General features: G+C 42.6%; 21 protein-coding genes. 18 read left to right on the top strand and 3 right to left on the bottom strand.

Annotated features, from left to right (window positions below):
* The first annotated feature begins 76 nt into the window (after window positions 1–76).
* From KZX55_RS05625 to KZX55_RS05600, 6 genes are all read left to right on the top strand, one after another.
* Complete coding sequence (locus KZX55_RS05625; RefSeq protein ID WP_248025555.1) at window positions 77–3,334, top strand: GAG-binding domain-containing protein; 3,258 nt, start codon at window positions 77–79, stop codon at window positions 3,332–3,334.
* A gap of 333 nt (window positions 3,335–3,667) precedes the next feature.
* Entirely contained in the window at window positions 3,668–4,726 is a 1,059-nt protein-coding gene (locus KZX55_RS05620; protein ID WP_248025548.1) for an AAA family ATPase, read from the top strand.
* Between the two features lie 9 nt (window positions 4,727–4,735).
* The gene (pnuC, locus tag KZX55_RS05615; RefSeq protein ID WP_248025546.1) at window positions 4,736–5,515 is read left to right on the top strand and encodes a nicotinamide riboside transporter PnuC; all 780 of its coding nucleotides are present in this window, start codon (window positions 4,736–4,738) and stop codon (window positions 5,513–5,515) included.
* Between the two features lies 1 nt (window position 5,516).
* A complete protein-coding gene (locus KZX55_RS05610; RefSeq protein ID WP_248025541.1) occupies window positions 5,517–6,290 on the top strand; it encodes an NUDIX domain-containing protein in 774 nt (257 codons plus the stop codon).
* Between the two features lie 272 nt (window positions 6,291–6,562).
* On the top strand, window positions 6,563–7,246 hold the full coding sequence (locus KZX55_RS05605; RefSeq protein ID WP_084852839.1) for a hypothetical protein: 684 nt from the start codon (window positions 6,563–6,565) through the stop codon (window positions 7,244–7,246).
* A 126-nt stretch (window positions 7,247–7,372) separates the two neighbouring features.
* Window positions 7,373–8,059 (top strand): YoaK family protein, encoded by a 687-nt coding sequence (locus KZX55_RS05600; protein WP_248025538.1) that lies wholly within the window; start codon window positions 7,373–7,375, stop codon window positions 8,057–8,059.
* A 56-nt stretch (window positions 8,060–8,115) separates the two neighbouring features.
* On the opposite strand, the gene dusB is transcribed toward KZX55_RS05600, so the two are convergent.
* Window positions 8,116–9,096: a tRNA dihydrouridine synthase DusB gene (dusB, locus tag KZX55_RS05595; protein WP_000183314.1), complete on the bottom strand. Its 981-nt coding sequence runs from the start codon at window positions 9,094–9,096 to the stop codon at window positions 8,116–8,118.
* On the bottom strand, window positions 9,083–9,955 hold the full coding sequence (hslO, locus tag KZX55_RS05590) for an Hsp33 family molecular chaperone HslO (protein WP_248025533.1): 873 nt from the start codon (window positions 9,953–9,955) through the stop codon (window positions 9,083–9,085). Before hslO ends, dusB begins: the two co-directional genes overlap by 14 nt.
* A gap of 286 nt (window positions 9,956–10,241) precedes the next feature.
* On the opposite strand from hslO, the gene KZX55_RS05585 reads away from it, so the two are divergent.
* The 11 genes from KZX55_RS05585 to KZX55_RS05535 all read left to right on the top strand — a co-directional run bounded on the left by KZX55_RS05585 (window position 10,242) and on the right by KZX55_RS05535 (window position 22,730).
* Complete coding sequence (locus KZX55_RS05585; protein ID WP_029692964.1) at window positions 10,242–10,373, top strand: teichoic acid D-Ala incorporation-associated protein DltX; 132 nt, start codon at window positions 10,242–10,244, stop codon at window positions 10,371–10,373.
* 20 nt (window positions 10,374–10,393) lie between these two features.
* On the top strand, window positions 10,394–11,944 hold the full coding sequence (dltA, locus tag KZX55_RS05580) for a D-alanine--poly(phosphoribitol) ligase subunit DltA (RefSeq protein WP_248025531.1): 1,551 nt from the start codon (window positions 10,394–10,396) through the stop codon (window positions 11,942–11,944).
* On the top strand, window positions 11,941–13,185 hold the full coding sequence (gene dltB, locus KZX55_RS05575; RefSeq protein ID WP_248025521.1) for a D-alanyl-lipoteichoic acid biosynthesis protein DltB: 1,245 nt from the start codon (window positions 11,941–11,943) through the stop codon (window positions 13,183–13,185). The genes dltA and dltB overlap by 4 nt, the downstream gene beginning before the upstream one ends.
* 13 nt (window positions 13,186–13,198) lie before the next feature.
* Entirely contained in the window at window positions 13,199–13,438 is a 240-nt protein-coding gene (gene dltC, locus KZX55_RS05570; RefSeq protein WP_000351968.1) for a D-alanine--poly(phosphoribitol) ligase subunit DltC, read from the top strand.
* Entirely contained in the window at window positions 13,431–14,699 is a 1,269-nt protein-coding gene (gene dltD / locus KZX55_RS05565) for a D-alanyl-lipoteichoic acid biosynthesis protein DltD (protein ID WP_248025515.1), read from the top strand. The genes dltC and dltD overlap by 8 nt, the downstream gene beginning before the upstream one ends.
* Window positions 14,700–14,841: 142 nt before the next feature.
* Window positions 14,842–16,923, top strand: a complete 2,082-nt coding sequence (nt5e, locus tag KZX55_RS05560; RefSeq protein ID WP_248025511.1) for a cell surface ecto-5'-nucleotidase Nt5e — start codon at window positions 14,842–14,844, stop codon at window positions 16,921–16,923.
* A gap of 148 nt (window positions 16,924–17,071) precedes the next feature.
* A complete protein-coding gene (gene adcR, locus KZX55_RS05555; protein WP_248025508.1) occupies window positions 17,072–17,512 on the top strand; it encodes a zinc-dependent MarR family transcriptional regulator in 441 nt (146 codons plus the stop codon).
* Window positions 17,512–18,216 (top strand): metal ABC transporter ATP-binding protein, encoded by a 705-nt coding sequence (locus KZX55_RS05550; protein WP_212576587.1) that lies wholly within the window; start codon window positions 17,512–17,514, stop codon window positions 18,214–18,216. The genes adcR and KZX55_RS05550 overlap by 1 nt, the downstream gene beginning before the upstream one ends.
* Entirely contained in the window at window positions 18,209–19,015 is an 807-nt protein-coding gene (locus KZX55_RS05545) for a metal ABC transporter permease (RefSeq protein WP_248025502.1), read from the top strand. Before KZX55_RS05550 ends, KZX55_RS05545 begins: the two co-directional genes overlap by 8 nt.
* A gap of 9 nt (window positions 19,016–19,024) precedes the next feature.
* Entirely contained in the window at window positions 19,025–20,530 is a 1,506-nt protein-coding gene (gene adcA / locus KZX55_RS05540) for a zinc ABC transporter substrate-binding protein AdcA (RefSeq protein WP_248025499.1), read from the top strand.
* A gap of 520 nt (window positions 20,531–21,050) precedes the next feature.
* Window positions 21,051–22,730 (top strand): alpha-L-fucosidase, encoded by a 1,680-nt coding sequence (locus tag KZX55_RS05535; RefSeq protein ID WP_248025689.1) that lies wholly within the window; start codon window positions 21,051–21,053, stop codon window positions 22,728–22,730.
* A gap of 36 nt (window positions 22,731–22,766) precedes the next feature.
* On the opposite strand, the gene KZX55_RS05530 is transcribed toward KZX55_RS05535, so the two are convergent.
* Complete coding sequence (locus KZX55_RS05530; RefSeq protein ID WP_248025494.1) at window positions 22,767–24,854, bottom strand: GH92 family glycosyl hydrolase; 2,088 nt, start codon at window positions 24,852–24,854, stop codon at window positions 22,767–22,769.
* Window positions 24,855–25,024: 170 nt separating this feature from the next.
* Here KZX55_RS05530 and KZX55_RS05525 point away from each other — a divergent pair, with 170 nt between their 5' ends.
* Window positions 25,025–26,305 (top strand): glycoside hydrolase family 125 protein, encoded by a 1,281-nt coding sequence (locus tag KZX55_RS05525; RefSeq protein WP_248025489.1) that lies wholly within the window; start codon window positions 25,025–25,027, stop codon window positions 26,303–26,305.
* Window positions 26,306–26,565 lie beyond the last annotated feature (260 nt).

Here is a 26,565-nt window from a genome sequence, read left to right as displayed (position 1 = left end):
TAATATAGCAAATTTCATATACAATTCATATTGGCAGGATATACTGTAGTTAATTAAAATCGTGGAGGATATAGATATGTTTAAATCAAATCATGAACGAAGAATGCGTTATTCCATTCGTAAATTTAGTGTAGGGGTAGCTAGTGTACTAGTAGCTAGCTTCTTTATGGGGAGTGTTGCTCATGCTGGTGAGATAAGCTCTAGTGCATCCACAAATAGTGCTAAGGTCACTGAACAAACTTCACCTAAGGATAAGGCAGGAGAAAACAAAGAAACTTCTTATGAAAATAATAAAAAAACAGAACCAGCTAGAGAAACTTTGAAAGATGCAAAAGAAAAATTAATAAAAGAGCTAGCGGAAAGTGACCTTCCTACAGATAAAAAAGCAGCATATCAGCAGAAAATCGAACAGGCGAATGATACAGGAAGCTTGCTTTCGATAGATAATGATTTTCACCTAGACTTACTAAAACACCATGAAAAGCAGCATATAGAACAAGAAAGGAAGGAAAAAGAAAATCAATCGAAAGATGAAAACAAGGGAGTTCCTCCGACTAAGGAGAGCTCGGAACAGTCTCACGATACTTCTACAAAAGAGAACACAGGTGCGGTCGCTGAAATTCAAAAACGTTTAAAAGAAGAAATCAGAAAAGGTACCCTACCAACTGAGCGGAAAGATTCCTTGATACAAGAGATTGAGGGAGAAGATGACCGTGATAATCTAGAAACTTTGGAGAATAGTTATAGAGAGCTGGAAGATACTTTCAAAAAAATCAATGAAGAACTCGACCATCAAAAGAAATTGATTAGCGATATGGCAACTACAAAAGGTATCACCGAAGAAGATAAAAGTTCTTTAGTAGGCGAAATCAATAAAATCAAAGAGCGAGTTGTAAATGATTTTAAGAACGAGTCGGATAAATCACTCCAAACGATTAAACAAGAAGTTATTGCTGATCTAGGTAAGTTATTCAAATCTTACAAAGCTTACGTTGAAAAAGAAATTCAAAACTACGTCAATGAACGAGTGGACGAAAACATAAAGGAGAAAAAACTAAACAAAGAAGAAGCAAACGAGGATGCCACAATCAAACAGTTACGCGAGTTGGAAAAAAAGGCGCTTCAGCAACTCGATCAGGCCGCGAAAAACGAAGAGGTGCTGAAGGCTAAACACAGTCTTCTTGATGAGATTGCAAAACTCAAAACATCTAATGGCAATAAAGAGACAACGAAACCGAGAGACAAACGAAGTGCTAAGGAGACTGATCAGCAAGATTTGGCTAAACAAATTTCAGAAGCTAATCTATCGCTTTCTAATCACATGAGTGAGCTGTTGGATAGAACTAAAAAGGATCTGAAATCTGAGGACGAGTCTAAATTTGATGAATTAATTAAAAATGCCTTAGGAATTGTAAATAAATATAGATCAGAGCTTTCTAAAGCTCAAACAAAAGAGGAACTAGATCGGATTCTAGAAACAGCGAAGTCAGAGCTAAATGCTGTTGTGGAGGAATTCAAAAAAGGGTTAACGAAACCAACTGAGCCTCAAAGAAAGCCTGATATGGAAGGTCATATTCCTCCAACTAAAGATGGGAAATCTCAGACACCGACTGAAGAAACGAAAGAGATAGAATCTTTGAAGAATAAGGCTAAGGAAGAGCTAAAAAAACTAGAGCAAGCTTTGGCTGAAGTGAATAACTATCCAGAGTTACCAGAAAATAACAGTGATTATAAGGTGCAGAAAAAAGATATTTGGGAAGATTCTAAAAAGATTGCTCCTGATAAAATAAAAGCATTTAGAGAACAGTTAGAAAAAGGTTCATACACTGCCAAAACTCTCCAAACGTTTATAGATGACTTTATCTATTATCAAATCCATGCACAAATCGAAAAGATGACAAGACAAGTCGCTTTGTATCGAGAAAAATACGCGAAAATTCCTAGTCTAGAAAAAGAGTTTGAATCAGGTATCAAGCAAACATGGAATAAGAATTATGCTACCTTAGAAGGGAAATATCTAGCGGATTACTTTAAGAACGAATTTCTTCCATCCTTTAATAAGATTCAGCAGATTGTGGAACTTCAGAAGGCTATCAGTCAGCTTGAAGAAGAAATGAAGACGGTTCCAGATGGAGCTAAGTTAACAGGAGAAGCTGGTTCTGCTTATGAAAAGGTCAGAAATCGCGCAAGCGAAATCATTAAACAGGGGAAAGAGCTTCTAGAACAAGTAAATATTACAGAAAAGCAGCTAGATACTCAGATAGGAGAGCTTCAGAAGAGCTTATCTGAATTGAAGGTAGCGAAGGCCAACTTAGTGCCAAAGAAAGAAGATAAGAAAGAAATTCCAAAACCAGATATGCAACCAAGTCCTCAACCAGAAGGTAAGAAACCACACACACCGGCACAACCCGGTACTGAGGATAAGAAGCCATCTACTCCAAAACCAGATATGCAACCAAGTCCTCAACCGGAAGGTAAGAAACCACACATGCCGGCGCAACCCGGTACTGAGGATAAGAAGCCATCTGCTCCAAAACCAGGTATGCAACCAAGCCCTCAACCAGAGGGTAAGAAACCACACACACCGGCGCAACCCGGTACTGAGGATAAGAAGCCATCTACTCCAAAACCAGATATGCAACCAAGTCCTCAACCGGAAGGTAAGAAACCACATACACCGGCACAACCAAAGGCACATAAAATCTTTACGGCAGCAGATGGCAAGACGAAAGTCTCAGTAATATTTGATAAACCTACAGATGCTGATAAGTTACATCTCAAGGAAGTAACGACGAAAGAGTTGGCTGATAAAATTGCTCGTAAAACAGGAGGGGGAACAGTTCGTGTGTTTGACTTATCTCTTTCTAAAGGAGGCAAGGAAACTCATGTCAATGGAGAACGAACTGTTCGGCTCGCGCTTGGGCAGACTGGCTCAGATGTTCACGTCTATCACGTAAAGGAAAATGGCGACCTTGAGCGTATTCCTTCTAAAGTTGAAAATGGGCAAGTTGTTTTTAAAACGAACCACTTCAGTTTGTTTGCGATTAAGACACTTTCTAAGAATCAAAATGTCACTACACCTAAGCAGACTAAGCCGTCTATCCAAGATAGTCAAACACAGATAGGAGAGAGCCGAACTGGAAAATTCCAGAATAAAGAAGTTAATCATAAATCATTGGCTACTGAAAATGAAACAGTAGCAAAAGGAAATCCTACATCAGCAACTGAGAAGAAATTGCCATCTACAGGAGTAGCGTCTAATCTAGTTCTTGAGATCCTTGGTCTCCTTGGTTTGATTGGAACTTCATTCATCGCGATGAAAAGAAGAAAATAATGATTCAGATTTTTAAAAATATCCACTTTCGATATTTAGCATTTGATTGGTTAACCATTGAAGATTCCAAAGATTTTACTTATAATTGGTATCTAATAATGATAAGTCATTTCATATAGAGATGAATCTAAGATATAAAAAGAGAAGGCTAGTGAACCGCAAAAGTTAGATTTTTTATGTCCAACTTTTGAGGGGCAGTATAAAGATGGCCTTCTCTTTTTTTGTTACCTTTTTATAAAAAGTAATAAAAAACTATTGACAAAACAAAAATATAGTATATAATAAAAACACAGAAAATAAAAATATTAAAAACTATAAAAAGGTAAAGCGTTTATGAAAAAGAAAACAGCAGTGGTATTTGGGACCTTTGCCCCTCTCCATCAAGGGCATATCGATCTGATCCAGCGAGCGAAGCGTCAATGTGACCAGGTCTGGGTAGTCGTGTCAGGCTATGAGGGAGACCGAGGCGAGCAGGTAGGTTTAAGTCTTCAAAAACGATTTCGCTATATCCGAGAGGCTTTTCGTGATGACGAGTTGACCTCTGTCTGCAAGCTGGATGAGACCAACCTTCCCCGTTACCCTATGGGCTGGCAGGAGTGGTTGGACCAGATGTTAGCGGAGATTTCCTATGATGAAACCCAGCAAGAACTGACTTTCTTTGTGGGAGAAGAAGAATACCAGCAGGAACTAGCTAAACGTGGATTTGGCACCGTCTTGCAAGAAAGAAAGTTTGGTATCTCAGCGACTATGATTCGAGAAAATCCAAGCAAATATTGGAAATACATCGCTCAACCCTTCCGCCGTCAGTTTACAAAGAAAGTGTTGATCATGGGAAGTGCTAGCAATGGGAAGACCACTCTGGCCAAGGATTTGGCAAGGTATTACGATGCGCCCGTTAGTCTGGAATACGCGCGTGAGTACCAGATCAAAAACAATGTCCGCGACGATGAATTGACTCCAAAGGATTACTACTATCTCCTGTTGGGACAGTATGACCAGACCTCTAAGTTAATCGATAGCAATGCCAATCGAGGCCTAGTGATAGCCGATACCAATTCATTGGTAACCAAGGGCTACTATGACTATTACATGGAGACTGAGGACCAAGGGGACTTATCAGGAGAAACCTTTGACAATCTCTTTGCCTCTATCTTGGCCAAGGAAAAATGGGACTTGATTCTCTTTGTGCAACCTGTCGGCTCCTATGTCAATGATGGGTTTAGAGATATGACCATGGCGGAAGACCACATTCGCTACAGTTTTTCCCAGCATTTGGACCAGATGAGGGAGCGATACTTAACCACCATTCCACTAGTTTATCTAGCGGAGGATTATCTAGGGAATTATGAAGCAGCAAAAGTGGCTATCGATGCCATTTATCAAGCAGATTAGGAGAAAATTATGAAAACAGTAACTAAAAAAATCACACAATTTATCGAAAACTTTAAAAATGTCCATGCCGAAGCTCGCAAGATTGGTTTTGCAGGAATCATGCGCTTGCTATGGAAAGATCTCTTTGTCGGCCGTAGCCTTTTCCAGTGGTTGTATCTCATCGCCTTGTCGAGTGTTCCTTTGATCTTGGAATTCACTCAAAATACGGAAAGTCATGACTGGTTGAGCTTGTTTGCATCTTGTACTGGGATTGTCTGTGTTATCTTGGTAGCAGAAGGGCGTGCAAGCAATTATTTCTTTGGGGCTATTAACTCGGCTATCTATTTGATTTTGGCCATGAATGCGACTTTTTATGGAGAAGTTTTGACGACTGTTTACTTCTTTGTCATGCAGCCGATTGGTCTCTATGCTTGGTTGTCCAATCGTATCAATGAACAGGAAAAACCAGAAGAATCCCACTTTGAAGCTAAGAAATTATCTGTTCTTGACTGGCTCAAGTACTTGGCCTTGACTGCCATTATCTGGATTGGTATGGGCTTGGCTTACCAAAATATCAATAGCGCTCGTCCTTTCCGTGATAGTGTTACTGATGCGACCAATGGTGTTGGTCAGCTCTTGATGACACGTCTCTACCGTGAGCAATGGATTTTCTGGATTGCAACCAATCTCTTTAGTATCTATCTCTGGTGGGGTGAAAACATCCATATCCAAGGGATGTACTGGGTTTACACACTCAATAGTCTAGTGGGTTGGTATCAATGGACCAAGGCAGTTCGTAAGGAGGCATAAAATGACGGATACGATGATTCCAGCAGGGATGACAGAAAAAGAATATTTTGAAATTCATGCCAGCCAGGAGGAGTTTTTGGATTGGTACTACAAGCAGGAACTCCCTCAATATGAAAAACCAAGTGTGACGGTGGATATGGTGGCCTACTGCTTTGTCGAAGGAAAAATCAAGCTCTTGCTGATTCGTCGCAAGGCTCACCCTTATCAGAACTGTTTGGCTTTGGTTGGAGGCTTTATGGACAAGGGAGAAGATGCTGCACATGCCTGCCAGCGTGAGGTGAGTGAAGAAGTCAATCTCGATCTACCTTTGGAAAAAATCGAGCAATTGATGACCGTATCGACTCCTGGGCGTGACCCACGGGGCTGGACAGTGACCATTGCCCACTTAGTGTACCTACCTAGCCGTGCATTAGACCTTGTTCAGGCAGGAGACGATGCTAAGGATGTTGTTTTTGTAGATGTCGATTTCCAGACAGGCAAATGTTACCTTGAGGGAGTCGAGCTGGAGGAGCAAGCCTTCGCCTTTGACCATTATGCCATTATCCAAGAATCCATCAAACGAATCCAAGGCCGTCTCGACTGGAACCCGACCTTCCTCTATCTGCTGGAGGAGGAGTTCACCGTCTACGAAGGAACTGAGCTGGTCAATCTCATCAATCCTGGTCGGCCCATCGTCAGCAATAACTTTCTCGTAAAATACGGAGAATATGTAGAAGAAGTTGGGCTCAAACGAGTGCCTAAAAAGAAACCAAGAAAAACCTATCGATTGAAATAAAAAGTGAGGCCGGGACAAAGTTCCCGACCTCTTTATTTATCATCATTTTTATGAATGGCTATCTTTCTTAGAATTACACAAGAACGATGCAAAAAATAGGACTCTAATCTAAAAAATTTCCTATTTTTTCGTTTCGATTACGAATTGAAATAGTGGAGGGAACAATTTTTAAAATAGGTTCTCTAAATAGTTGACAGATTCAAAATCTAATGTTACAATTATGTTACAAAAAGATTTCTTAATATTTCAAAAACGTTACAAAGGAGTAAAAAATGAAAAAGAAAACCTATATCAAATTGATGGCAGCGACTGTGTTGGCTTCTACCTTGCTACTAGGAGCTTGTGGAAATAAAAACGAAACCACTCAAACTAGTAGCTCTGCAAAGACAAGTCAATCATCAAGCTCTAAAGCAGCTTCTTCTAGCAAAGAAAGCAAGACTCAAAAATCTTCAAGCTCAGCTTCATCTGAAAAGGCCCAGGCATCTTCTGGTCAGTCTTCTACAGCGGCGGATCAGTCACAAGCGAAACCAGCGCCTGAATCAAGACAAGAACAAGCAGCCCCTAGTCAGCAAGCTCCATCTCAGGCACCTTCAACTCAGCAAGGCTCTCAAGCCCAGTCTAACCAGTCAGGCTATGATCCAACAACTGACCGCAAACTTCAAGACAAGCAAGCAGAACACAACAAACGCTACAAGGGTGTTTTAACCATGGTCGATGGTGATTTCTCAGCAGCTGCAGGCAACTGGAAGGGAGCGAATGGCGAAACTATTACGGTTTCATCAGGGGGCCAATTTACAGTAGAAACTGCAGAAGGAAATAAAGAAAACTACTCTATTAGAGGCTACTCTTACACTCTTGATGATGGCAAGTATAATGCTAAAATCGGAGGAGGAAAAATCATCCAAATTACAACAGGTGCGGATGGTAAAGTTTCAAGCGTTGCCTTGATTCAATAATAAAATTTGATGTTTTAACTCTTACTAGAAATCGTTCTGTAAAAGAGTGAGTCAACTGTTTTTCACTTAGTTTCTCCAAGAGAAAGTGGTATAATAAAAAAATCAAAGGAAAACGAGTGATAATACATGGCGGATAAACTAATCTTACCTCAAAACACACGACTGATGGGAGTATTTCTTGGATTTGTAGGTGGTTCTTTGGATGTGTTTTGCCATATTCAATACCATAGTTTGGTAGCGACACAGACAGGGAATATTCTCCTACTGATATCTGATTGGCACGACTCAAATGTTACCAATACGATGCTACGATTCTGCTCCATTATTTTCTTTTCTCTAGGATTTCTGTTTGCATTGCACATGAAAGAATACCGCAAAACGGCCTACTGGCGGGTTAAGATGCTGCTCCCTTTATTTATTGGAACTCTTATTCTACCTTTCTTTTCACGATTTCCTCTAATAGAAGTTCCTTGCATCGCTTTTGGAACAGGAATGATGATGTTAACATTTACGGGCAGTTTGATTGAAGATCATCCCTATGTCATTTTTATGACGTCTGGAAATTACCGAAAGATGTTGACCGCTTTGTATCGCATTGCTAGAAGAGAAGGAAATATCCAAGAATACCGTCGTCAGGCCTTAAATTATGGGATTGTTGTGGGAAGTTTCATAGTGGGCGCAATCAGCTTGGCTGTATTGATGCATTTTCTTCATGAATGGTCTATATGGATTGTCAGCCTCAATTTGTTTTTGATTATGTCCTATTATATAGCTAGAGTGAAGCAATTAGATTTACAAGATGAAAACATATAAAAAACGGCAAGACTCATTTTTGAGCTTTGCCGTTTTTTTGAGTTGTAGATGTGGGACTATGCTTTGTCTAGTTGCAAGAGGGCCTCAATTTCTGCAAGAGTGCTAGCTTGTGAAATAGCTCCACGAAGTTTGGCTGCGCCAGATGTACCACGAAGGTAGTGAGGAGCGAGGCCACGGAATTCACGGACTGCAATTTTTTCTCCTTTGAGGCTAATCAAGCGTTTTAAGTGTTCATAGGCGATTTTCATCTTATCTTCAAAGGTCAAATCAGGAAGGATTTCTCCTGTTTCAAAGTAGTGGTTGATTTGATTGAAGAGGTAGGGATTTCCCATGGCTGCTCGGCCAATCATAACTGCGTCAGCACCGACTTCTTCGATACGCTGTTTAGCATCTTGAACTGTACGGATGTCACCGTTGGCGATAAATGGAATCTTGGTTAGGGCCTGAGCGACATCATGAAGGGTCTCAAGGTCAGCGTGACCAGTATACATTTGTTCGCGGGTACGGCCGTGCATAGCGAGGGCAGAGACACCTGCAGCCTCAGCTGCCAGGGCATTCTCCACGGCTAGGGATGGATCAGACCAGCCTGTACGCATTTTGACGGTGAGGGGGATATCAAGGACAGATTGGACCTTGTTGATGATAGAGTAGATCTTGTCTGGGTCCTTGAGCCACATAGCGCCAGCTTCGTTTTTTACGATTTTGTTGACAGGGCAGCCCATGTTGATATCGACGATATCGGTCTTGGTGTTTTCTTGGATGAATTCTGCTGCGCGTGCGAGGCTGTCTTCATCGCTACCAAAGAGTTGGATAGAAACGGGATTTTCGCCTTCATCGATGTGAAGCATATGCAAGGTTTTTTCATTGTTGTATTGGATTCCCTTGTCAGAGACCATTTCCATGACAACGAGTCCAGCCCCGAGCTCTTTTGCGATGGTACGAAAGGCTGAGTTGGTGACACCAGCCATGGGTGCTAAAACAGTACGATTGGGAATCTCAACATTGCCAATCATAAAAGGTGTATTAAGATTTGTCACGAATGAGTTCCTCCAGGTCGTTTTCATCAAAGTTATAAGTCGTTTGGCAGAATTGACAAGTGATTTCGGCCCCGTGGTCTTCCTCTTTCATTTCCTCTAAGTCTGAGCTTGGAAGGCTGGCAAGAGCATCCATGAAGCGTTCTTTACTGCAGTCACATTGGAAACGGATTTCTTCTTCGGAAAGTCGTTTGTAGGATTCGTCACCGTAGATAGCCTTGAGGAGGGCTTCGATATGGTCATCGCTTTCCAGAAGGGTTGAGATAGCTGGCATCTCTTGGATTCGTTTTTCAAAACGTGCGATTTCTTCCTCTTTGGCATTTGGTAATACTTGGAGCAAAAAGCCACCAGCAACCTTGACCTTGTCTTCCTCGTCCAAAAGGACATTGAGGCCGACTGCTGAAGGGGTTTGTTGGCTTTCAGTCAGATAAAAGGCCAGGTCTTCACCGATTTCTCCAGAGATGAGAGGAGTCATAGAGTTGTAAGGATTTCCAGTACCATAGTCTGTGATAACGAGAAATTGACCATTGCCGACAAAAGGTCCGACTAGAACTTCACCAGTTGCAGTTTTTTTGATATCTACACCGGGATTTTGCACATAGCCTTTGACGTTGCCCTTTGTATCTGCGACCGTGATGATGGCACCGAGAGAGCTCGTTCCAAGAACTTTTACAGTAATCTTGGTATTTCCTTTTTCATTGGCTGCGAGAATCTGGCTGGCGATAAGGGTGCGACCAAGTGCAACAGTTGAACTGGCTTGAGTTTGATGTTTTTCCTGAGCAGTGCGGACGGTTTCTGTGCTGTCAAGGACAAAAGCACGAAAGGCTCCGCTTTCTGATATAGTTTTAATAATCTTATCCATACCTTCTATTTTAGCATAAAAATGCCCAAAGGGGGAGCCGTGTGTTTGCTGTCAATTTTTAAACTGTTTAATTTGTGATGACTGGTATAGGAGATTTATAGAAATGGAAATTTTTGTTCACATTTACTGTTAACATTTTAATTTATCTTAAAATAACCTAAAACGAACTTTTAAGTTATGGTAAACAGTTGAAAAAAAGGTTGATAAAGTGGTAAAATGTTAGGAAGATAAGTTACTAATAGTGCGTATTTGTAGCCGATAGAAATGATATATTAATGGATAGCTTATGAAAAAACAACGAAATCTACATATATTCTTAGGCCGAACGGCCCTATATTTTGTAATCTTGCTTGGCCTGCTTTATTTTTTTAGTTACCTTGGGCAGGGACAAGGTGGCTTTATTTATAATGAGTTCTAGTTTAAAGGAGAAAAGGAACAGTGTCTAATAAACCGATAAAAGATATGATTGAAACGATTGAGCACTTTGCTCAAACACAGCCAACATATCCTGTCTATAATGTTTTAGGTCAAGAGCATACTTATGGTGATCTGAAGGCTGATTCAGATAGTTTAGCTGCAACTATCGATCGACTTGGCTTGCCTGAGAAATCACCAGTCGTCGTTTTTGGTGGTCAGGAATATGAGATGTTGGCTACCTTTGTAGCACTGACTAAGTCAGGTCATGCCTACATTCCAATTGACAGCCATTCGGCCTTGGAACGAGTTTCTGCTATCGTAGAAGTTGCAGAGCCAAGTTTGATTATTGCTATCTCAGATTTTCCATTGGAGCAAGTCTCTACGCCAATGATGACTTTAGCTCAGGTTCAAGAAGCCTTTGCTCAAGGGGATAGCTATGAGATGACGCATCCAGTCAAGGGAGATGATAATTACTACATCATCTTTACTTCTGGTACGACCGGTAAGCCTAAGGGGGTGCAGATTTCCCATGACAATCTCCTCAGTTTTACCAACTGGATGATTACAGATAAGGAATTTGCGACGCCAAGTCGTCCACAAATGCTGGCTCAGCCCCCTTATTCTTTTGACCTATCTGTCATGTACTGGGCGCCGACCTTGGCACTAGGTGGTACGCTTTTCGCTCTTCCTTCAGCCATTACTCAGGACTTCAAAAAACTCTTTGCGACGATTTTTTCATTGCCAATCGCTATCTGGACATCAACACCGTCCTTTGCAGATATGGCCATGTTGTCAGAAGACTTTAACAGCGAGAAAATGCCAGGGATCACGCATTTCTACTTTGATGGTGAAGAATTAACGGTTAAAACAGCTCAAAAACTACGTGAGCGGTTCCCAAATGCTCGTATTATCAATGCCTACGGTCCAACAGAAGCGACAGTAGCTTTGTCAGCAGTTGCTGTAACAGACGAGATGTTGAAGACTCTCAAACGCCTGCCAATCGGCTATACCAAGGCGGATTCTCCAACCTTTGTCATTGATGAAGAAGGTAAGAAACTGCCAAATGGTGAACAGGGAGAAATCATTGTTTCTGGACCAGCTGTTTCAAAAGGTTATATGAATAATCCTGAAAAAACAGCAGAAGCTTTCTTTGAGTTCGAAGGTCTTCCGGCCTACCACACAGGGGATGTAGGAACTATGACAGATGAGGGCTTGCTTCTCTATGGTGGACGCATGGATTTCCAAATTAAGTTTAATGGCTATCGCATTGAGCTTGAAGATGTCTCTCAAAACCTCAACAAGTCTCGCTTTATTGAGTCGGCTGTGGCTGTTCCACGTTATAACAAAGACCACAAGGTACAAAATCTGCTGGCCTATGTTATCCTAAAGGACGGTGTTCGTGAACAGTTTGAACGCGATATCGATATTACCAAGGCTATTAAGGAAGATTTAGCAGATATCATGATGTCCTATATGATGCCATCTAAGTTTCTCTATCGAGACAGTTTACCACTAACGCCTAATGGTAAAATTGATATCAAGGGCTTGATTAACGAGGTAAACAGTAGATGATGGAGCTTTATAAACAGCTACCTCATTTGGAACCTTATGGTGATCTTCAGTACTTTTTATACGTAATTGTTGCGACTTTACCTATCTTTATCGGTCTTTTTTTCAAGAAGCGTTTTGCCTTGTATGAGGTGCTTGTTAGTCTCTTCTTTATCGTGACCATGTTGGTCGGTGGAAAGACGAATCAAATAAGCGCTCTTATCCTTTATGTTATCTGGCAAGTGCTGCTTGTATCTTTCTACAAAAGGTACAGGAAACAACGGGATAGTAAATGGATATTTTACCTGGTTAGCTTTTTATCTCTATTGCCAATCATCTTTGTGAAAGTATCTCCTGCTATTCATGGATCTCAATCTTTGTTTGGATTTTTAGGGATTTCTTACTTGACCTTTCGTGCAGTTGGGATTATCGTTGAACTGAGAGACGGTGTCATCAAGGATTTAACGATCTGGCAATTCTTACGTTTTCTTCTCTTTATGCCGACTTTCTCGAGTGGTCCCATTGATCGTTTTAAACGCTTCAATGAAAATTACGAGACCATTCCTGAGCGGGATGAGCTGATGGATATGCTAGAAGAGGCTGTCAAGTATATCATGCTTGGCTTCCTCTACAAGTTTATCTTGGCCCATGTTTTAGGAGAGATATTACTGCCTCCGCTGAAAAATTTGGCCTTGCAGACAGGTGGTTTCTTTAACCATTATGCTCTTGCAGTTATGTATACCTTTGGTCTAGACTTGTTCTTTGACTTTGCGGGCTACTCTATGTTTGCCTTAGCCATCTCCAATTTGATGGGGATTCATAGTCCCATCAACTTTAACAAGCCCTTTTTGTCAAGGGATTTAAAAGAGTTTTGGAATCGCTGGCACATGAGTCTGTCTTTCTGGTTTCGTGACTTTGTCTTTATGCGGATGGTGATGGTCATGACCAGAAAGAAGATTTTTAAAAATCGCAATGTGACCTCAAGTGTAGCTTATATCCTTAATATGCTGATTATGGGCTTTTGGCATGGTGTGACTTGGTATTACATCGCCTATGGACTTTTTCATGGGATTGGGCTAGTCATCAATGACGCTTGGGTTCGTAAGAAAAAAGCGCTCAATAAAGAACGGAAAAAAGCTGGAAAGGGTTCCTTACCTGAGAATCGCTGGATTCAGTTGCTTGGCATGGTTGTCACCTTCCATGTCGTGATGGTTTCATTCTTAATCTTTTCTGGATTTTTGAATGATTTATGGTTTAAAAAATAAAAGGATATAAAAAATGGATATCAAATCAGAAGTTATTGAAATTATTGATGAGTTGTTTATGGAAGATGTTTCTGACATGATGGATGAAGATCTTTTTGATGCCGGTGTCTTGGATAGCATGGGAACGGTTGAATTGATTGTTGAGATTGAAAACCGTTTTGACATTCGTGTTCCAGTGACGGAGTTTGGTCGTGATGACTGGAATACGGCTAATAAAATCGTAGCAGGTATCACGGAGTTAAAGAATGCTTAAACGCTTGTGGCTGATCTTCGGGCCTATCTTCGTTGCTGGTTTTTTGGTTTTTCTACTCATCTTTTTTTATCCAAGTACAACAAGCCATAATCTGACGGAGGAGAAGTACTCGGCGGCTTCTGTTAGTACAGAGAGCTTTAAAGAGAGAAGCCAAAAAGTGAGGGCCCTTACGGATCCAAATATGCGTTTTATCCCTTTTCTAGGGTCAAGTGAATGGGTTCGATTTGACAGTATGCATCCTGCTGTTTTAGCGGAAAAATACAATCGTCCCTATCGTCCTTATTTTCTAGGTCAAGCAGGAGCAACCTCTCTCATCCAATATTTTGGATTACAACAAATCTTGCCGGAAATAGAGAATAATCAGGCAGTATTTGTGATTTCACCCCAGTGGTTTACAAAGACGGATTCTGACCCAGCGGCTTTCCAGAGTTTTTTTAACAGTGACCAGTTGACAGCTTTTTTGGAAAATCAATCTGGTGATACTGCGACTCAGCATGCGGCTATTCGTTTGTTAAAGCAGAATCCTAATGTTGCATTAAAAGGAATTGTTCAAAAGCTATCGAAGGGCGAGGAATTGTCAGAGATTGATCGAGCTACTATTGATATCTTTGCACGATTCAACGAAAAACAATCCTCTCTCTTTGGACAATTTTCTATTCGAGGAAAACTCAAATACAAGGAACATGTGGAAAATTATTTAAAAGATCTTCCAGATCAGTTTTCGTATGATGAGTTGGAGAAAATCGCTCGTAAGGATGCAGAGGCAAATACGACCAATAACGATATGGGGATGGAAAATCAGTTTTATAATACTCGGGTGAAAAAAGATCTAAAAAAATGGGAGGGGTCTCAAAAGAATTACAGCTTCCTCAAGTCAACGGAGTACAATGATCTACAGTTGGTACTCAATCAATTTGCAAAATCGAAGGTCAATGTGCTCTTTGTCATTCAACCGGTCAATAAGAAATGGATGGAATACACAGGCCTTAGCGAAGAGATGTACCAGCATGCTGTGGAAAAAATTCGTTACCAGCTAGAAAGTCAGGGATTCACCAATATTGCCGACTTTTCAAAAAATGGAGGGGACCCTTATTTTGTTAAGGATACCATTCATATAGGTTGGTTGGGTTGGTTGGCTTTTGATAAGGTTGCCAATCCCTTCTTGACGGATCTAAAACCAGCTCCAGACTACAAGATGAATGACCGCTTCTTTAGTGAGGACTGGGCAAGCTATGATGGGAACATCAAAGATTTCCAATAAAATCAGATAAAAGTTTGGGATTTGAACCCAAGCTTTTTTTGTTTAAATAGCGAATGTTTTAGATGAAAATAAGTCAAAAGTTTCAAATTTTCTAGAAATATCGTATAATATAAAGGAAAAAAGAAAAGAAAAGGATTTCAAAATGAATAAACGTTCTTTGTTACCTGTCTTATCGACGTTACCTGTCTTATCGACAGCTCTATTAGCCCCAGCCTTTTTAGCTGGACAAGTCTATGCTGAAGAAGCAACAACTCCTGCAGAAAGTTCAGCTGTTGTAGCGACTCCTGCCACATCGGAGACTCCTACTTCTGTGTTGAACCCTGCAGCGCCAGCAACTCCAACAAATGAGGTAGCGACTCCGGCAACCGTTGCATCTGCAGAAGCTCCGGCAGTTCCTGTTGAATCTACTAAAAGCGAAGAAAAGGACACCGTTATTTTACACACCAATGATGTTCATGGTCGTATTGTAGAGGAAAAGGGAGTAATTGGAGATGCCAAGTTAGCGACTGTCATTGAGCAGGAGCGTGTGAAATCAAATCAAAATACTCTGGTTGTTGACGCGGGAGACGCTTTCCAAGGTTTGCCGATTTCCAACTCTACTAAGGGTGAAGCGCGTGCTGAAATTCTCAATCAGATGCAGTATGATGCCATGGCAGTAGGAAACCATGAGTTTGACTTTGGTCTTGATGAAGTTAAAAAATACAAGGAAATCTTGAAATTCCCATTACTTAGTTCAAATACCTACGTCAATGGTGCTCGTCTCTTTGAAGCTTCTACAATCGTTGATAAAGATAAGACTGTGGAAGGTGATGAGTTTGTTGTAATCGGCGTGACAACACCTGAAACAGCTACCAAAACTCACCCTAAAAACATTAAAGGGGTAACTTTTACAGATCCAATCTCTGAAGTCAATAAGGTCATCGAAGAAGTTCAAGCCAAGGCTCGTGCAGAAGGTAAGGACTACAAACACTATGTTGTGCTCGCTCACTTGGGTGTAGATACTACAACTCCAGTCGAATGGCGTGGTTCAACCTTGGCAGAAGCTCTCTCTAAAAATCCTCGTCTCAAAGACAAACGTGTGACAGTTATTGATGGGCATTCTCATACAGTAGCTTCCACAACTTATGGCGACAATGTTACCTATAACCAAACAGGAAGTTACCTTCATAATGTTGGGAAAGTTATCTACAAATCACGTCAGCTTTTGGGCAATCCTACGTTGATTGCAGCTGCTGATGCTAAAAAATTACCAGCTAATCCTACAGTTGAAAAACTAGTCAAAGATATTAAACAAAAATACGACGCTGAAAATGCTGTTGAAGTCGTCTCAAACAGCCCTGTAGAGCTCAACGGTGATCGTGAAAATGTTCGAGTTCGTGAAACCAACCTCGGAAACGTCGTAGCAGACTCCCTCTATCAGTATGGTCAAACAGGATTTAGCCATCCGACAGACATCGCTGTGACAAATGGTGGTGGCCTGCGTGAAACCATTGCAAAAGGCAAACCAATCACTAAAGGAAATGTCATTGCCGTTCTTCCATTTGGGAATACCATCTCACAAATCCAAGTGACGGGGCAACAAGTCTTAGATATGTTTGAAAAATCACTCGGATCTATCTTGCAGGTCGATAAGGATGGCAAGAAGGTCTTGGATGAGAACGGACAACCATTGCTAGAACCAAGTGGTGGCTTCTTGCAAGTTTCAGGTGTGAAGGTCTACTATGATACCAACCTACCATCAGGTAAACGTGTCTTGGCCATCCAGGTCAAAAACCGTACAACTGGTCGTTATGATCTCCTAGACCTCGCAAAAACCTACTATCTTGCAACCAATGATTTCCTAGCTGCAGGTGGCGATGGCTACACGATGTTAGGTGGTGCGCGAGAAGAGGGTCCTTCTATGGATGCGGCCTTTGAAGAGTATCTGAAAACAGCTGATTTGACTCAGTATGAAAAGATCAATCCGAACTCACGGACGATTTCTGTGGATTCTAAAAACTTTAGTCTGCCAGTAGAAACACCTCAAACGAATACAGCTGCTAGCGATGCGACTACGAATGTACCACTTACTTATGAGGTGGCAGGTCAATTTAGCAAGAAGGCAGTTGTCTCAGAAAAAGCTCTCCCAAATACAGGAAGTGAACAATCCATCTTCTTACTCTTGATGGGAATGGTAGCTGGTCTGGCAGGTATCTTATCGAGCAGAAAACCAAAGCTAAAATAGGTTAAATTTCACATCTAGAAGAGTCTAGGGAAACGTTTTTACGCCTTTTTCCCTTGACTCTTTTTTGGTTTATGATATAATTAACCAGTAAAGAATCGGTGGCTATCTAAGTTTTTTATGGAAAAGATAGCTAGGGAAGGAGTAACACATGAGACAGCTTGCACAGGAAATCGATAACTTTTTAAACGAGGTGATCTTGAGATCTGAGAACCAGCATGAAATTCTGATCGGGCATTGCACGAGTGACGTTGCCTTGACCAATACTCAGGAACACATCCTCATGCTCTTGTCAGAAGAATCCCTAACCAACTCGGAGTTGGCCCGTCGCCTTAATGTCAGTCAGGCGGCAGTGACCAAGGCTATCAAATCTTTGGTCAAAGAGGGCATGTTAGAGACATCCAGAGATCCAAAAGATGCGCGTGTGATTTTTTACCAACTGACAGAGCTAGCTCGACCAGTGGCAGAGGAACACCACCATCATCATGAACACACGCTCTTAGCCTATGAACAAGTGGCAAGTCAGTTTACTTCAGATGAACAAGAAGTTATCCAGCGGTTTTTAACTGCTTTAGTAGGAGAAATCAAATAATGCGGTATATTACAGTAGAGGACTTGTCTTTCTATTATGACAAAGAACCTGTCCTCGAGCACATCAACTACAGTGTTGATAGTGGGGAGTTTGTCACCCTGACTGGTGAAAATGGAGCTGCCAAGACGACGCTGATCAAGGCAAGTCTAGGCATCTTGCAGCCGAGATTTGGCAAGGTAACCATCTCAAAGACAAATACTCATGGAAAAAAGCTAAGGATAGCCTATCTTCCCCAGCAGATAGCCAGTTTTAATGCTGGCTTTCCAAGTACAGTTTATGAATTTGTCAAGTCGGGTCGTTATCCGCGAAAGGGCTGGTTCCGTCGCTTGAATGCCCATGATGAGGAGCATATCAAGGTCAGTCTAGACTCGGTTGGTATGTGGGAACACCGTGACAAACGAATTGGTTCCCTCTCGGGAGGGCAAAAGCAACGAGCAGTTATTGCAAGGATGTTTGCTTCTGACCCAGATATCTTTGTCTTGGATGAGCCGACGACAGGGATGGATGCTGGAAGCAAAAATGAATTTTACGAACTCATGCACCATAGTGCCCACCATCATGGCAAGGCCGTTTTGATGATTACCCATGACCCTGAGGAGGTCAAGGACTATGCGGATCGCAATATTCATCTAGTGCGCAATCAAGATTCGCCATGGCGTTGTTTCAACGTTCACGAAAGCGACCAGGAGGTGGAACATGCTTAGTTTGTTATCCTATGACTTTATGCAGCGTGCCTTCTTGGCGGTCATTGCCATGAGTCTCTTTTCTCCAGTTCTTGGGATCTTCCTTATCTTACGTCGTCAGAGTCTCATGAGCGATACCCTCAGTCACGTTTCTCTATCAGGAGTAGCCTTTGGTCTGGTTTTGGGGATTTCTCCAACTATTTCAACCATTGCTATCGTCTTGATCGCTGCGGTCTTTCTAGAGTATCTCCGGACAGTCTATAAGAACTTTATGGAAATAGGAACTGCCATCCTCATGTCTACAGGGCTTGCAGTCTCCCTTATCGTGATGAGTAAGGGGAAAAGTTCGAGTTCCATGAGTTTGGACCAATATCTCTTTGGTTCGATTGTGACCATTAGCCAGGAGCAGGTGATTTTCCTCTTTGCCATTGCTACAGTCGTTTTACTCTTGACTTTCTTATTCTTGCGACCAATGTATATCCTGACTTTTGATGAGGACACGGCTTTTGTAGATGGGCTTCCAGTGCGGACCATGTCTATCCTCTTTAACATGGTGACAGGGGTGGCCATTGCCCTTATGATTCCAGCAGCAGGAGCCCTTTTGGTGTCGACCATTATGGTCTTGCCAGCTAGTATTGCCCTTCGTCTGGGGAAAAACTTCAAATCCGTTATGTTACTAGCCAGCGCTATAGGCTTTTTGGGAATGGTGGCAGGACTTTATATTTCCTACTATGCAGAAACCCCTGCTAGCGCGAGCATCACCATTATCTTTGTAGCTGTCTTTTTGTTAGTCAGTCTACTGAAACGTTTTATCAAATAGGAGAATGAAATGAAAAAAATTAGCTTACTACTAGCTAGTCTATGTGCCCTGTTTTTAGTGGCTTGTTCCAATCAAAAGCAGGCAGATGGGAAACTCAATATCGTGACAACCTTTTACCCTGTCTACGAATTTACCAAGCAAGTCGCAGGAGATACTGCTAATGTAGAACTTCTAATTGGTGCTGGTACAGAACCTCACGAATACGAACCGTCTGCCAAGGCAGTTGCCAAAATCCAAGACGCAGATACCTTTGTCTATGAAAATGAAAATATGGAAACTTGGGTTCCTAAATTGCTAGATACTTTGGATAAGAAAAAAGTGAAAACCATCAAGGCGACAGGTGATATGCTCCTCTTGCCAGGTGGTGAAGAAGAAGAGGAAGGGCATGATCATGGTGGTGAAGGTCACCATCACGACTACGATCCCCATGTTTGGTTATCACCAGTTCGTGCCATTAAACTAGTAGAACATATCCGTGACAGCTTGTCAGCAGATTATCCTGATAAAAAAGAGACTTTTGAGAAGAATGCGGCTGCCTATATCGAAAAATTGCAAGCCTTGGACAAGGCCTACGCAGATGGCTTGTCTCAAGCTAAACAAAAGAGCTTTGTGACCCAGCACGCTGCCTTTAACTACCTTGCCTTGGACTACGGTCTCAAGCAAGTATCCATCTCAGGTCTCTCTCCAGATGCAGAGCCATCAGCTGCTCGTCTGGCAGAATTGACAGAGTACGTCAAGAAAAATAAAATTGCCTATATCTACTTTGAAGAAAATGCCTCACAAGCCCTAGCCAATACACTCTCAAAAGAAACAGGTGTCAAACTAGACGTGCTCAATCCGCTAGAAAGTCTGACAGAAGAAGCAACCAAGGCGGGAGAAAATTACATCTCTATCATGGAGAAAAACCTCAAGGCTTTGAAACAAACAACAGACCAAGAAGGACCAGAAATCGAGCCAGAGAAGGAAGAAAATACCAAGACAGTTCAAAATGGGTACTTTGAGGATGCAGATGTCAAGGACCGCACCTTAAGTGACTATGCTGGTAACTGGCAGTCAGTTTATCCTTTCCTTGAAGATGGGACCTTTGATCAAGTCTTTGACTACAAGGCTAAGTTGACTGGCAAGATGACCAAAGATGAGTACAAGGCCTACTATAGAAAAGGCTATCAGACAGATGTGACCAAAATCAACATCACGGACAACACTATGGAATTTGTTCAAGGTGGCCAAAGCAAGAAATTCACCTACAAGTATGTCGGCAAGAAAATCTTGACTTATAAGAAAGGCAATCGTGGCGTGCGCTTCCTCTTTGAAGCGACGGATGCGGACGCTGGACAGTTCAAGTATGTTCAGTTTAGTGACCACAATATCGCCCCAGTTAAGGCAGAACATTTCCATATCTTCTTTGGAGGTACCAGCCAAGAAGCCCTCTTTGAAGAGATGGATAACTGGCCAACCTACTACCCAGATAACCTATCTGGTCAAGAAATCGCCCAAGAAATGTTGGCGCATTGATGCAAGAGAGAATCCCGCAAATCTGCGGGATTTTTTGCTAGAAACGATTATCTGAGTAGGTTGTGGGCGCTATAGTACTACAGCTGTGCTGTTCGCAATGTGATAAAGAGGTCATTTTCTACTGACTGATTCTCACTAGCTGACGAATGCAAAAGCTACGATTGTACAAATTATAGAATCTTTTCAGGGGATTTAGGAAGGCATCTTAGTCATATTGACGCTGCTATCGCTTTTTGTTATAGTCAAAGAGAGAGCAGTCTGGAACAATAGTTTATTCACAGTCTGTGGATAAGTCTAGGGGGAAATGATATATAATCCAGGGCGATGAAGCATCCTGATAATAGTTCCGTACATTAGTAACTTGCTAGAGAGCTAGCAGAAACCCTAGTACAGAGCTATTTGACAAAGGTATGTTTAAGGTGACAGGTGAGCTAGAGACTGAAAAAACTAGTTTTTAGGCATGTTTTCTTATCCACAAGTTGTGGATAACTTTGTGAACAAGAGAAAGAGATGTGAGATGATGACGAAAATAAAACCGCATGGACCATTACCAAGCCAGGCCCAGCTGGATTATTTAGAGGATGAACTAGCTGCCTTTATCCATTTTGGTCCCAATACCTTTTATGACCAGGAATGGGGAAGTGGGCAAGAGGATCCCAAGCGTTTTAACCCGACCAAGTTGGATGCGCGTGAATGGGTTCGAGTGCTCAAAGAAACGGGTTTTAAAAAACTGATTTTGGTGGTTAAGCACCATGATGGTTTTGTGCTCTACCCGACAGCACATACAGATTATTCGATCAAGGCTAGTCCTTGGAGGGATGGAAAGGGGGACTTGCTCCTTGAGGTTTCCAAAGCTGTAACTGAGTTTGACATGGACATGGGAGTGTATTTGTCTCCTTGGGATGCTCATAGTCCCCTCTATCACGTGGACCGAGAAGCGGACTACAATGCCTACTATCTGGCTCAATTGAAGGAAATTTTGTCAAATCCTGCCTATGGGAATGTCGGTAAGTTCACTGAGGTTTGGATGGATGGTGCTCGAGGCGAAGGGGCCCAGAAGGTCAACTATGAGTTTGAGACCTGGTTTGAAACCATTCGTGACTTGCAGGGCGATTGTTTGATTTTCTCAACTGAAGGGACCAGTATTCGCTGGATTGGAAATGAACGAGGCTATGCAGGGGATCCTTTGTGGCAAAAAGTCAAGTCAGACCAGTTGGGGACAGAGGCGGAATTAGATTATCTACAGCACGGAGACCCCTCAGGGACGCTATTTTCAATCGGTGAGGCAGATGTTTCTCTTCGGCCGAGCTGGTTTTACCATGAGGATCAGGACCCCAAGTCTCTCGAGGAATTGGTCGAAATCTACTTTCACTCGGTGGGTCGGGGTACACCTCTCTTACTCAATATTCCGCCAAACCAAGATGGACTCTTTGACGAAAAGGATATCCAGCGTCTCTATGAATTTGCTGCCTACCGTGACGAGCTTTATAAAGAAGATTTGGCCTTGGGAACCAAGGTATACGGCCCTGCTCTATCACCAGACTTTGCCTGTCATCATCTGACAGATGGACTGGAAACTAGTTCATGGGCAAGTGATGCAGAGTTGCCAGTCCAATTAGAGCTCGATTTAGGATCACCTAAAACTTTTGATGTGATCGAGCTGAGAGAAGATTTGAAGCTGGGGCAACGCATCGCCGCTTTTCATGTTCAGGTAGAGTTGGATGGCGTCTGGCAGGAGTTTGGCTCTGGTTATACTGTTGGCTACAAACGTCTCTTACGAGGATCAGTCGTTGAGGCGCAGAAGATACGCGTGACCATTACAGAGGCACAGGCTTTGCCTTTGTTGACCAAAATTTCACTCTATAAAACACCTACCTTGTCGAGAAAAGAAGTCGTTCAGCAACTAGAGTTCTCAGAAAAAAGTCTGGCTGTGACCAAGGGAGAAAATGTCCACTTTACAGTGAAGCGCATAGAATCTAGCAGACCTTTGGAAGCTAAGATTTCGATTCAACCAGGGACGGGTGTGCATGGTGTCGCCTATCGGGACGAGATTCAAGTCCTTGCGTTTCAAGTTGGCGAGACTGAAAAAAAGCTAACGCTACCAACCTTGTATTTTGCAGGCGATAAAAACTTAGATTTTTATCTAAATCTGACGGTAGATGGGCAGCTGGTTGACCAGCTTCAGGTCCAAGTTTCATAAAAGAAGAGCCTTTGCATTATGCAAAGGTTCTTTTGGTTAGGAGTGATTTGGTAGCCAGCTGAGGGTGAAGGTCAGTTGCTCAGCTTTCAAGAGGTCTTGGTGTTGAATGCTAGATACAGGGGTCTTGTCCAATCGACACTCTTTGACAAAGTTAAAATGGCTGTGGTTTTGTTCAGCATGGATATCCAACCATTTATTTTCTTTAGCTAGGTAGAGACGGAGATGATTAAAGAGGGGAATTCCGAGGTCATAGTTTGGTTTTCCTGGACAGGTCGGGTAGAATCCAAGAGCTGACCAGATATACCAGGCAGAGAGGCTGCCATTGTCCTCGTCTCCAGGGTAGGCATCCCAGCTTGGTTTGAAGGCCTTCTGACGCAGCGTCTTGATGAGAAGGCTAGTGTATTCAGGATAGTTACTGTAATGGAAGAGATAGGGAATGTGGAAACTAGGTTGATTGGAAATGGCGATTTGCCCAAAAGGAGCTGTAGCCATCTCGCTCATTTCATGAATCTCGTAACCATAGCCAGTTGTTTCAAATAGAGGAGCATCCTGACAGACTTTCAAAAGGTAGTGGCTAAAGGTTTCTTTTCCACCCATCAGTTGACGCAAACCTGGGATGTCATGTAAGATGCCTAAAGTCGCTTGAATGGCAGAGCATTCGGCGTAGTTACGTCCCCAACTATAAGGGGAAAAGTCAGGGCGGAAGTTTCCTTGGCTATCACGCGCACGCATATAGCCTGTCTCAGCGTCAAAGAGATGGCGGTAATTCTGCGATGCGACCTTATAAGTCTGGGCGATGTCATTCTGACCAAGCTTTTCGGCACAGCTGGCGATACAAAAGTCACTATAGGCATAGTCAAGGGTGTGGCTGACACTTTCGTGGTGTTTGGTAGAGAGATAACCCAATTCTTGGTATTGAGCTAAACCGTGACGACCGTTGATGCCAAGAGAATCGGACTTGGTGGCTGTCTCCAGCATAGCTTGGAGGAGCTCTTCTTCCAAGTCGGGGGCCATTTCCTTGCAGGCGCTATCTGCGATAATGCCGTCTAAAAGGGTACCAGGCATCATGCCACGTTCATCTGGGGCCAGCCATTTTGGAAGGAATCCAGTATCGCGGTAGCTATTGAGAAAACCTTCCAAAAAGCGGTGATAGTGTTCCGGTATGATAAGAGCAAAGAGGGGGAAGGTAGTGCGGAAGGTATCCCAGAAGCCATTGTTGCTAAAGAGAACACCAGGCTTGACAGTACCAGTAGCCAGATCCATGTGGATGGCCTGCCCTGACTCATTCACCTCATAAAAAGTTTGTGGGAAGAGGAAGAGTCTGTAGAGGCAGTGGTCAAAGAAGGTTCGGTCAGCTTCTCCTGTCTCCACGATATCAAAACGGTGGAGGAGATTTTCCCAGTCTGCTTGGGCATTTGCTTTACAGCTATCAAAGTCCGTTTGAGGTAGATTAAATAGCGCTTGAGAAGGGGAGATGAAAGAAGTCCCTAGCTGAATCTCGGCATGACTATCAGCGAGGTCAATTCGCAAGTCTCCGCTTTCTTGGCTGATAGCAAGAATATCCGTATTCATTTGTAGGGCAGTGAAGAGTATCAGCGGATTTTTATTGGTCTCAGTTTTTCCTTCTTGTCTCAGGGCAAGCGTTCGCTTATCTACTTGCTTGACTGTCAAGTCATCTGCTGTGTGAAGATAGAGGGATAGGGCCTTGCCTTGCTTTTGCCCCAAACGAATAGAAGCGCCATAGCAAGTCGGTGTGAGCTGGGTTTCAATCTGATAGCGCAGAGAAAAGAGTTTCAAATAGTGAGGCTGGAAGCAAGCTTTATCTACATCGTAAGAAGACTGGCGGTGAAAGAGACTGTCTCCTCCAAGCTGACCTGCGACAGGCGTCAGGAGGAGCCAAGAGTAGTCCCCAATCCAAGGGCTGGGCTGGTGGGTTAAGCGAATCCCCTGAAAAATGGGTAGATGCGGATCGAAAAACCAAGCTCCATCCTGGTCGCTGGTCTGGGGTACAAAATAATTCATCCCAAAAGGAACGCCTGTGTAAGGCAGGGTATTTCCCCGAGAAAAGGCATGCTTGCTAGCAGTCCCAAAGCGGGTATCGATGGTTTCAAGTAGTGGTTTCATAGTCTTTCCTTTAGCTGTTTTTCTACATTATATCAGAAAAAGAGGGCCTTTAGATATGGCGTTCAAAAGTTAGCAATTTTGTAGAAAAATGACTATCATTTGTGTATGTATTTTCTGTCTCAAAAACTATATACTGAACATGAAACTTGTTTGAAAGAGGAAACTGCACGATGATTTATTCGAAAGAAATTGTTAGAGAATGGCTGGACGAAGTAGCGGAGCGGGCCAAGGATCATCCGGAATGGGTGGATGTCTTTGAGCGTTGCTATACAGACACCTTGGACAATACGGTCGAGATTCTAGAAGATGGGTCAACTTTTGTACTCACAGGGGATATTCCTGCCATGTGGCTTCGGGATTCGACAGCTCAACTCAGACCATATCTTCATGTGGCTAAAAAAGATCCTCTCTTGCGTCAGACCATTGCAGGTTTGGTTAAACGTCAGATGACCCTGATTCTGAAGGATCCTTATGCCAATTCCTTTAATATTGAGGAGAACTGGAAGGGCCACCACGAGACTGACCACACAGACCTTAATGGCTGGATTTGGGAACGCAAGTACGAGGTGGACTCGCTTTGCTATCCTTTGCAGCTGGCTTATCTCCTCTGGAAAGAGACTGGCGAGACCAGTCAGTTTGATGAGACTTTTGTCGCAGCGACCAAGGAAATTCTTCATCTCTGGACGGTAGAGCAAGATCACAACAACTCTCCTTATCGTTTTGTTCGGGATACAGACCGCAAGGAAGATACACTGGTAAATAATGGCTTTGGACCTGATTTTGCAGTGACAGGCATGACCTGGTCAGCTTTTCGTCCAAGTGATGACTGCTGTCAGTATAGCTATTTGATTCCGTCCAATATGTTTGCCGTAGTAGTCTTGGGGTATGTGCAAGAAATCTTTGCAGAACTGGATCTAGCTGATAGCCAAAACATCGCGGCAGACGCTAAACGCCTGCAAGCTGAAATCCAAGAAGGCATCGAAAATTACGCCTACACAACTAACAGCAAGGGTGAAAAGATTTACGCCTTTGAAGTGGATGGCTTAGGAAATGCTAGCATCATGGATGATCCAAACGTACCAAGTTTGCTGGCGGCGCCTTATCTGGGTTACTGCGATGTTAATGACGAAGTTTATCAAGCCACACGTCGCACCATTCTGAGCACTGAAAATCCATACTTCTATCAAGGGAAATACGCTAGTGGTCTCGGAAGTTCTCATACCTTCTATCGCTATATCTGGCCGATTGCCCTTTCTATCCAGGGCTTGACAACAAGAGATAAGGCAGAGAAGAAATTCTTGCTTGATCAGCTGGTTGCATGCGATGGTGGCACAGGTGTCATGCATGAAAGCTTCCACGTAGATGACCCAACACTTTACTCACGTGAATGGTTCTCCTGGGCCAACATGATGTTCTGTGAGTTGGTCTTGGATTACTTGGATATCCGCTAATACTCTTCGAAAATCTCTTCAAACTGCGGTGGCTTCACCTTGCCGTAGGTATGGTTACTGACTTCGTCAGTTCTATCCATAACCTCAAAACAGTGCTTTGAGCTGACTTCATCAGTTCTATCTACAACCTCAAAGCCATGCTTTGGGCAGCCTGTAGCTAGCTTCCTAGTTTGCTCTTTGATTTTCATTGAGTATAAGGAGCTCGCTTTAGTTTCACCGATTCGTGTCAGAATCACAAATTCACATTTAAAACGTTAAAA

The sequence above is a fragment of the Streptococcus halitosis genome, from assembly GCF_023147855.1.
Lineage (GTDB): Bacteria > Bacillota > Bacilli > Lactobacillales > Streptococcaceae > Streptococcus > Streptococcus halitosis_B.
Note: the sequence above shows the minus strand (reverse complement) of the source record. Positions and strands in the feature narration are given on the sequence as shown.

Coding starts and splice junctions, on each gene's coding strand:
- KZX55_RS05625 (WP_248025555.1), top strand. CDS start 77: ATGTTTAAATCAAATCATGAACGAAGAATGCGTTATTCCATTCGTAAA.
- KZX55_RS05620 (WP_248025548.1), top strand. CDS start 3,668: ATGAAAAAGAAAACAGCAGTGGTATTTGGGACCTTTGCCCCTCTCCAT.
- pnuC (WP_248025546.1), top strand. CDS start 4,736: ATGAAAACAGTAACTAAAAAAATCACACAATTTATCGAAAACTTTAAA.
- KZX55_RS05610 (WP_248025541.1), top strand. CDS start 5,517: ATGACGGATACGATGATTCCAGCAGGGATGACAGAAAAAGAATATTTT.
- KZX55_RS05605 (WP_084852839.1), top strand. CDS start 6,563: ATGAAAAAGAAAACCTATATCAAATTGATGGCAGCGACTGTGTTGGCT.
- KZX55_RS05600 (WP_248025538.1), top strand. CDS start 7,373: ATGGCGGATAAACTAATCTTACCTCAAAACACACGACTGATGGGAGTA.
- hslO (WP_248025533.1), bottom strand. CDS start 9,955: ATGGATAAGATTATTAAAACTATATCAGAAAGCGGAGCCTTTCGTGCT.
- KZX55_RS05585 (WP_029692964.1), top strand. CDS start 10,242: ATGAAAAAACAACGAAATCTACATATATTCTTAGGCCGAACGGCCCTA.
- dltB (WP_248025521.1), top strand. CDS start 11,941: ATGATGGAGCTTTATAAACAGCTACCTCATTTGGAACCTTATGGTGAT.
- dltC (WP_000351968.1), top strand. CDS start 13,199: ATGGATATCAAATCAGAAGTTATTGAAATTATTGATGAGTTGTTTATG.
- dltD (WP_248025515.1), top strand. CDS start 13,431: ATGCTTAAACGCTTGTGGCTGATCTTCGGGCCTATCTTCGTTGCTGGT.
- nt5e (WP_248025511.1), top strand. CDS start 14,842: ATGAATAAACGTTCTTTGTTACCTGTCTTATCGACGTTACCTGTCTTA.
- adcR (WP_248025508.1), top strand. CDS start 17,072: ATGAGACAGCTTGCACAGGAAATCGATAACTTTTTAAACGAGGTGATC.
- KZX55_RS05550 (WP_212576587.1), top strand. CDS start 17,512: ATGCGGTATATTACAGTAGAGGACTTGTCTTTCTATTATGACAAAGAA.
- KZX55_RS05545 (WP_248025502.1), top strand. CDS start 18,209: ATGCTTAGTTTGTTATCCTATGACTTTATGCAGCGTGCCTTCTTGGCG.
- adcA (WP_248025499.1), top strand. CDS start 19,025: ATGAAAAAAATTAGCTTACTACTAGCTAGTCTATGTGCCCTGTTTTTA.
- KZX55_RS05535 (WP_248025689.1), top strand. CDS start 21,051: ATGACGAAAATAAAACCGCATGGACCATTACCAAGCCAGGCCCAGCTG.
- KZX55_RS05530 (WP_248025494.1), bottom strand. CDS start 24,854: ATGAAACCACTACTTGAAACCATCGATACCCGCTTTGGGACTGCTAGC.
- KZX55_RS05525 (WP_248025489.1), top strand. CDS start 25,025: ATGATTTATTCGAAAGAAATTGTTAGAGAATGGCTGGACGAAGTAGCG.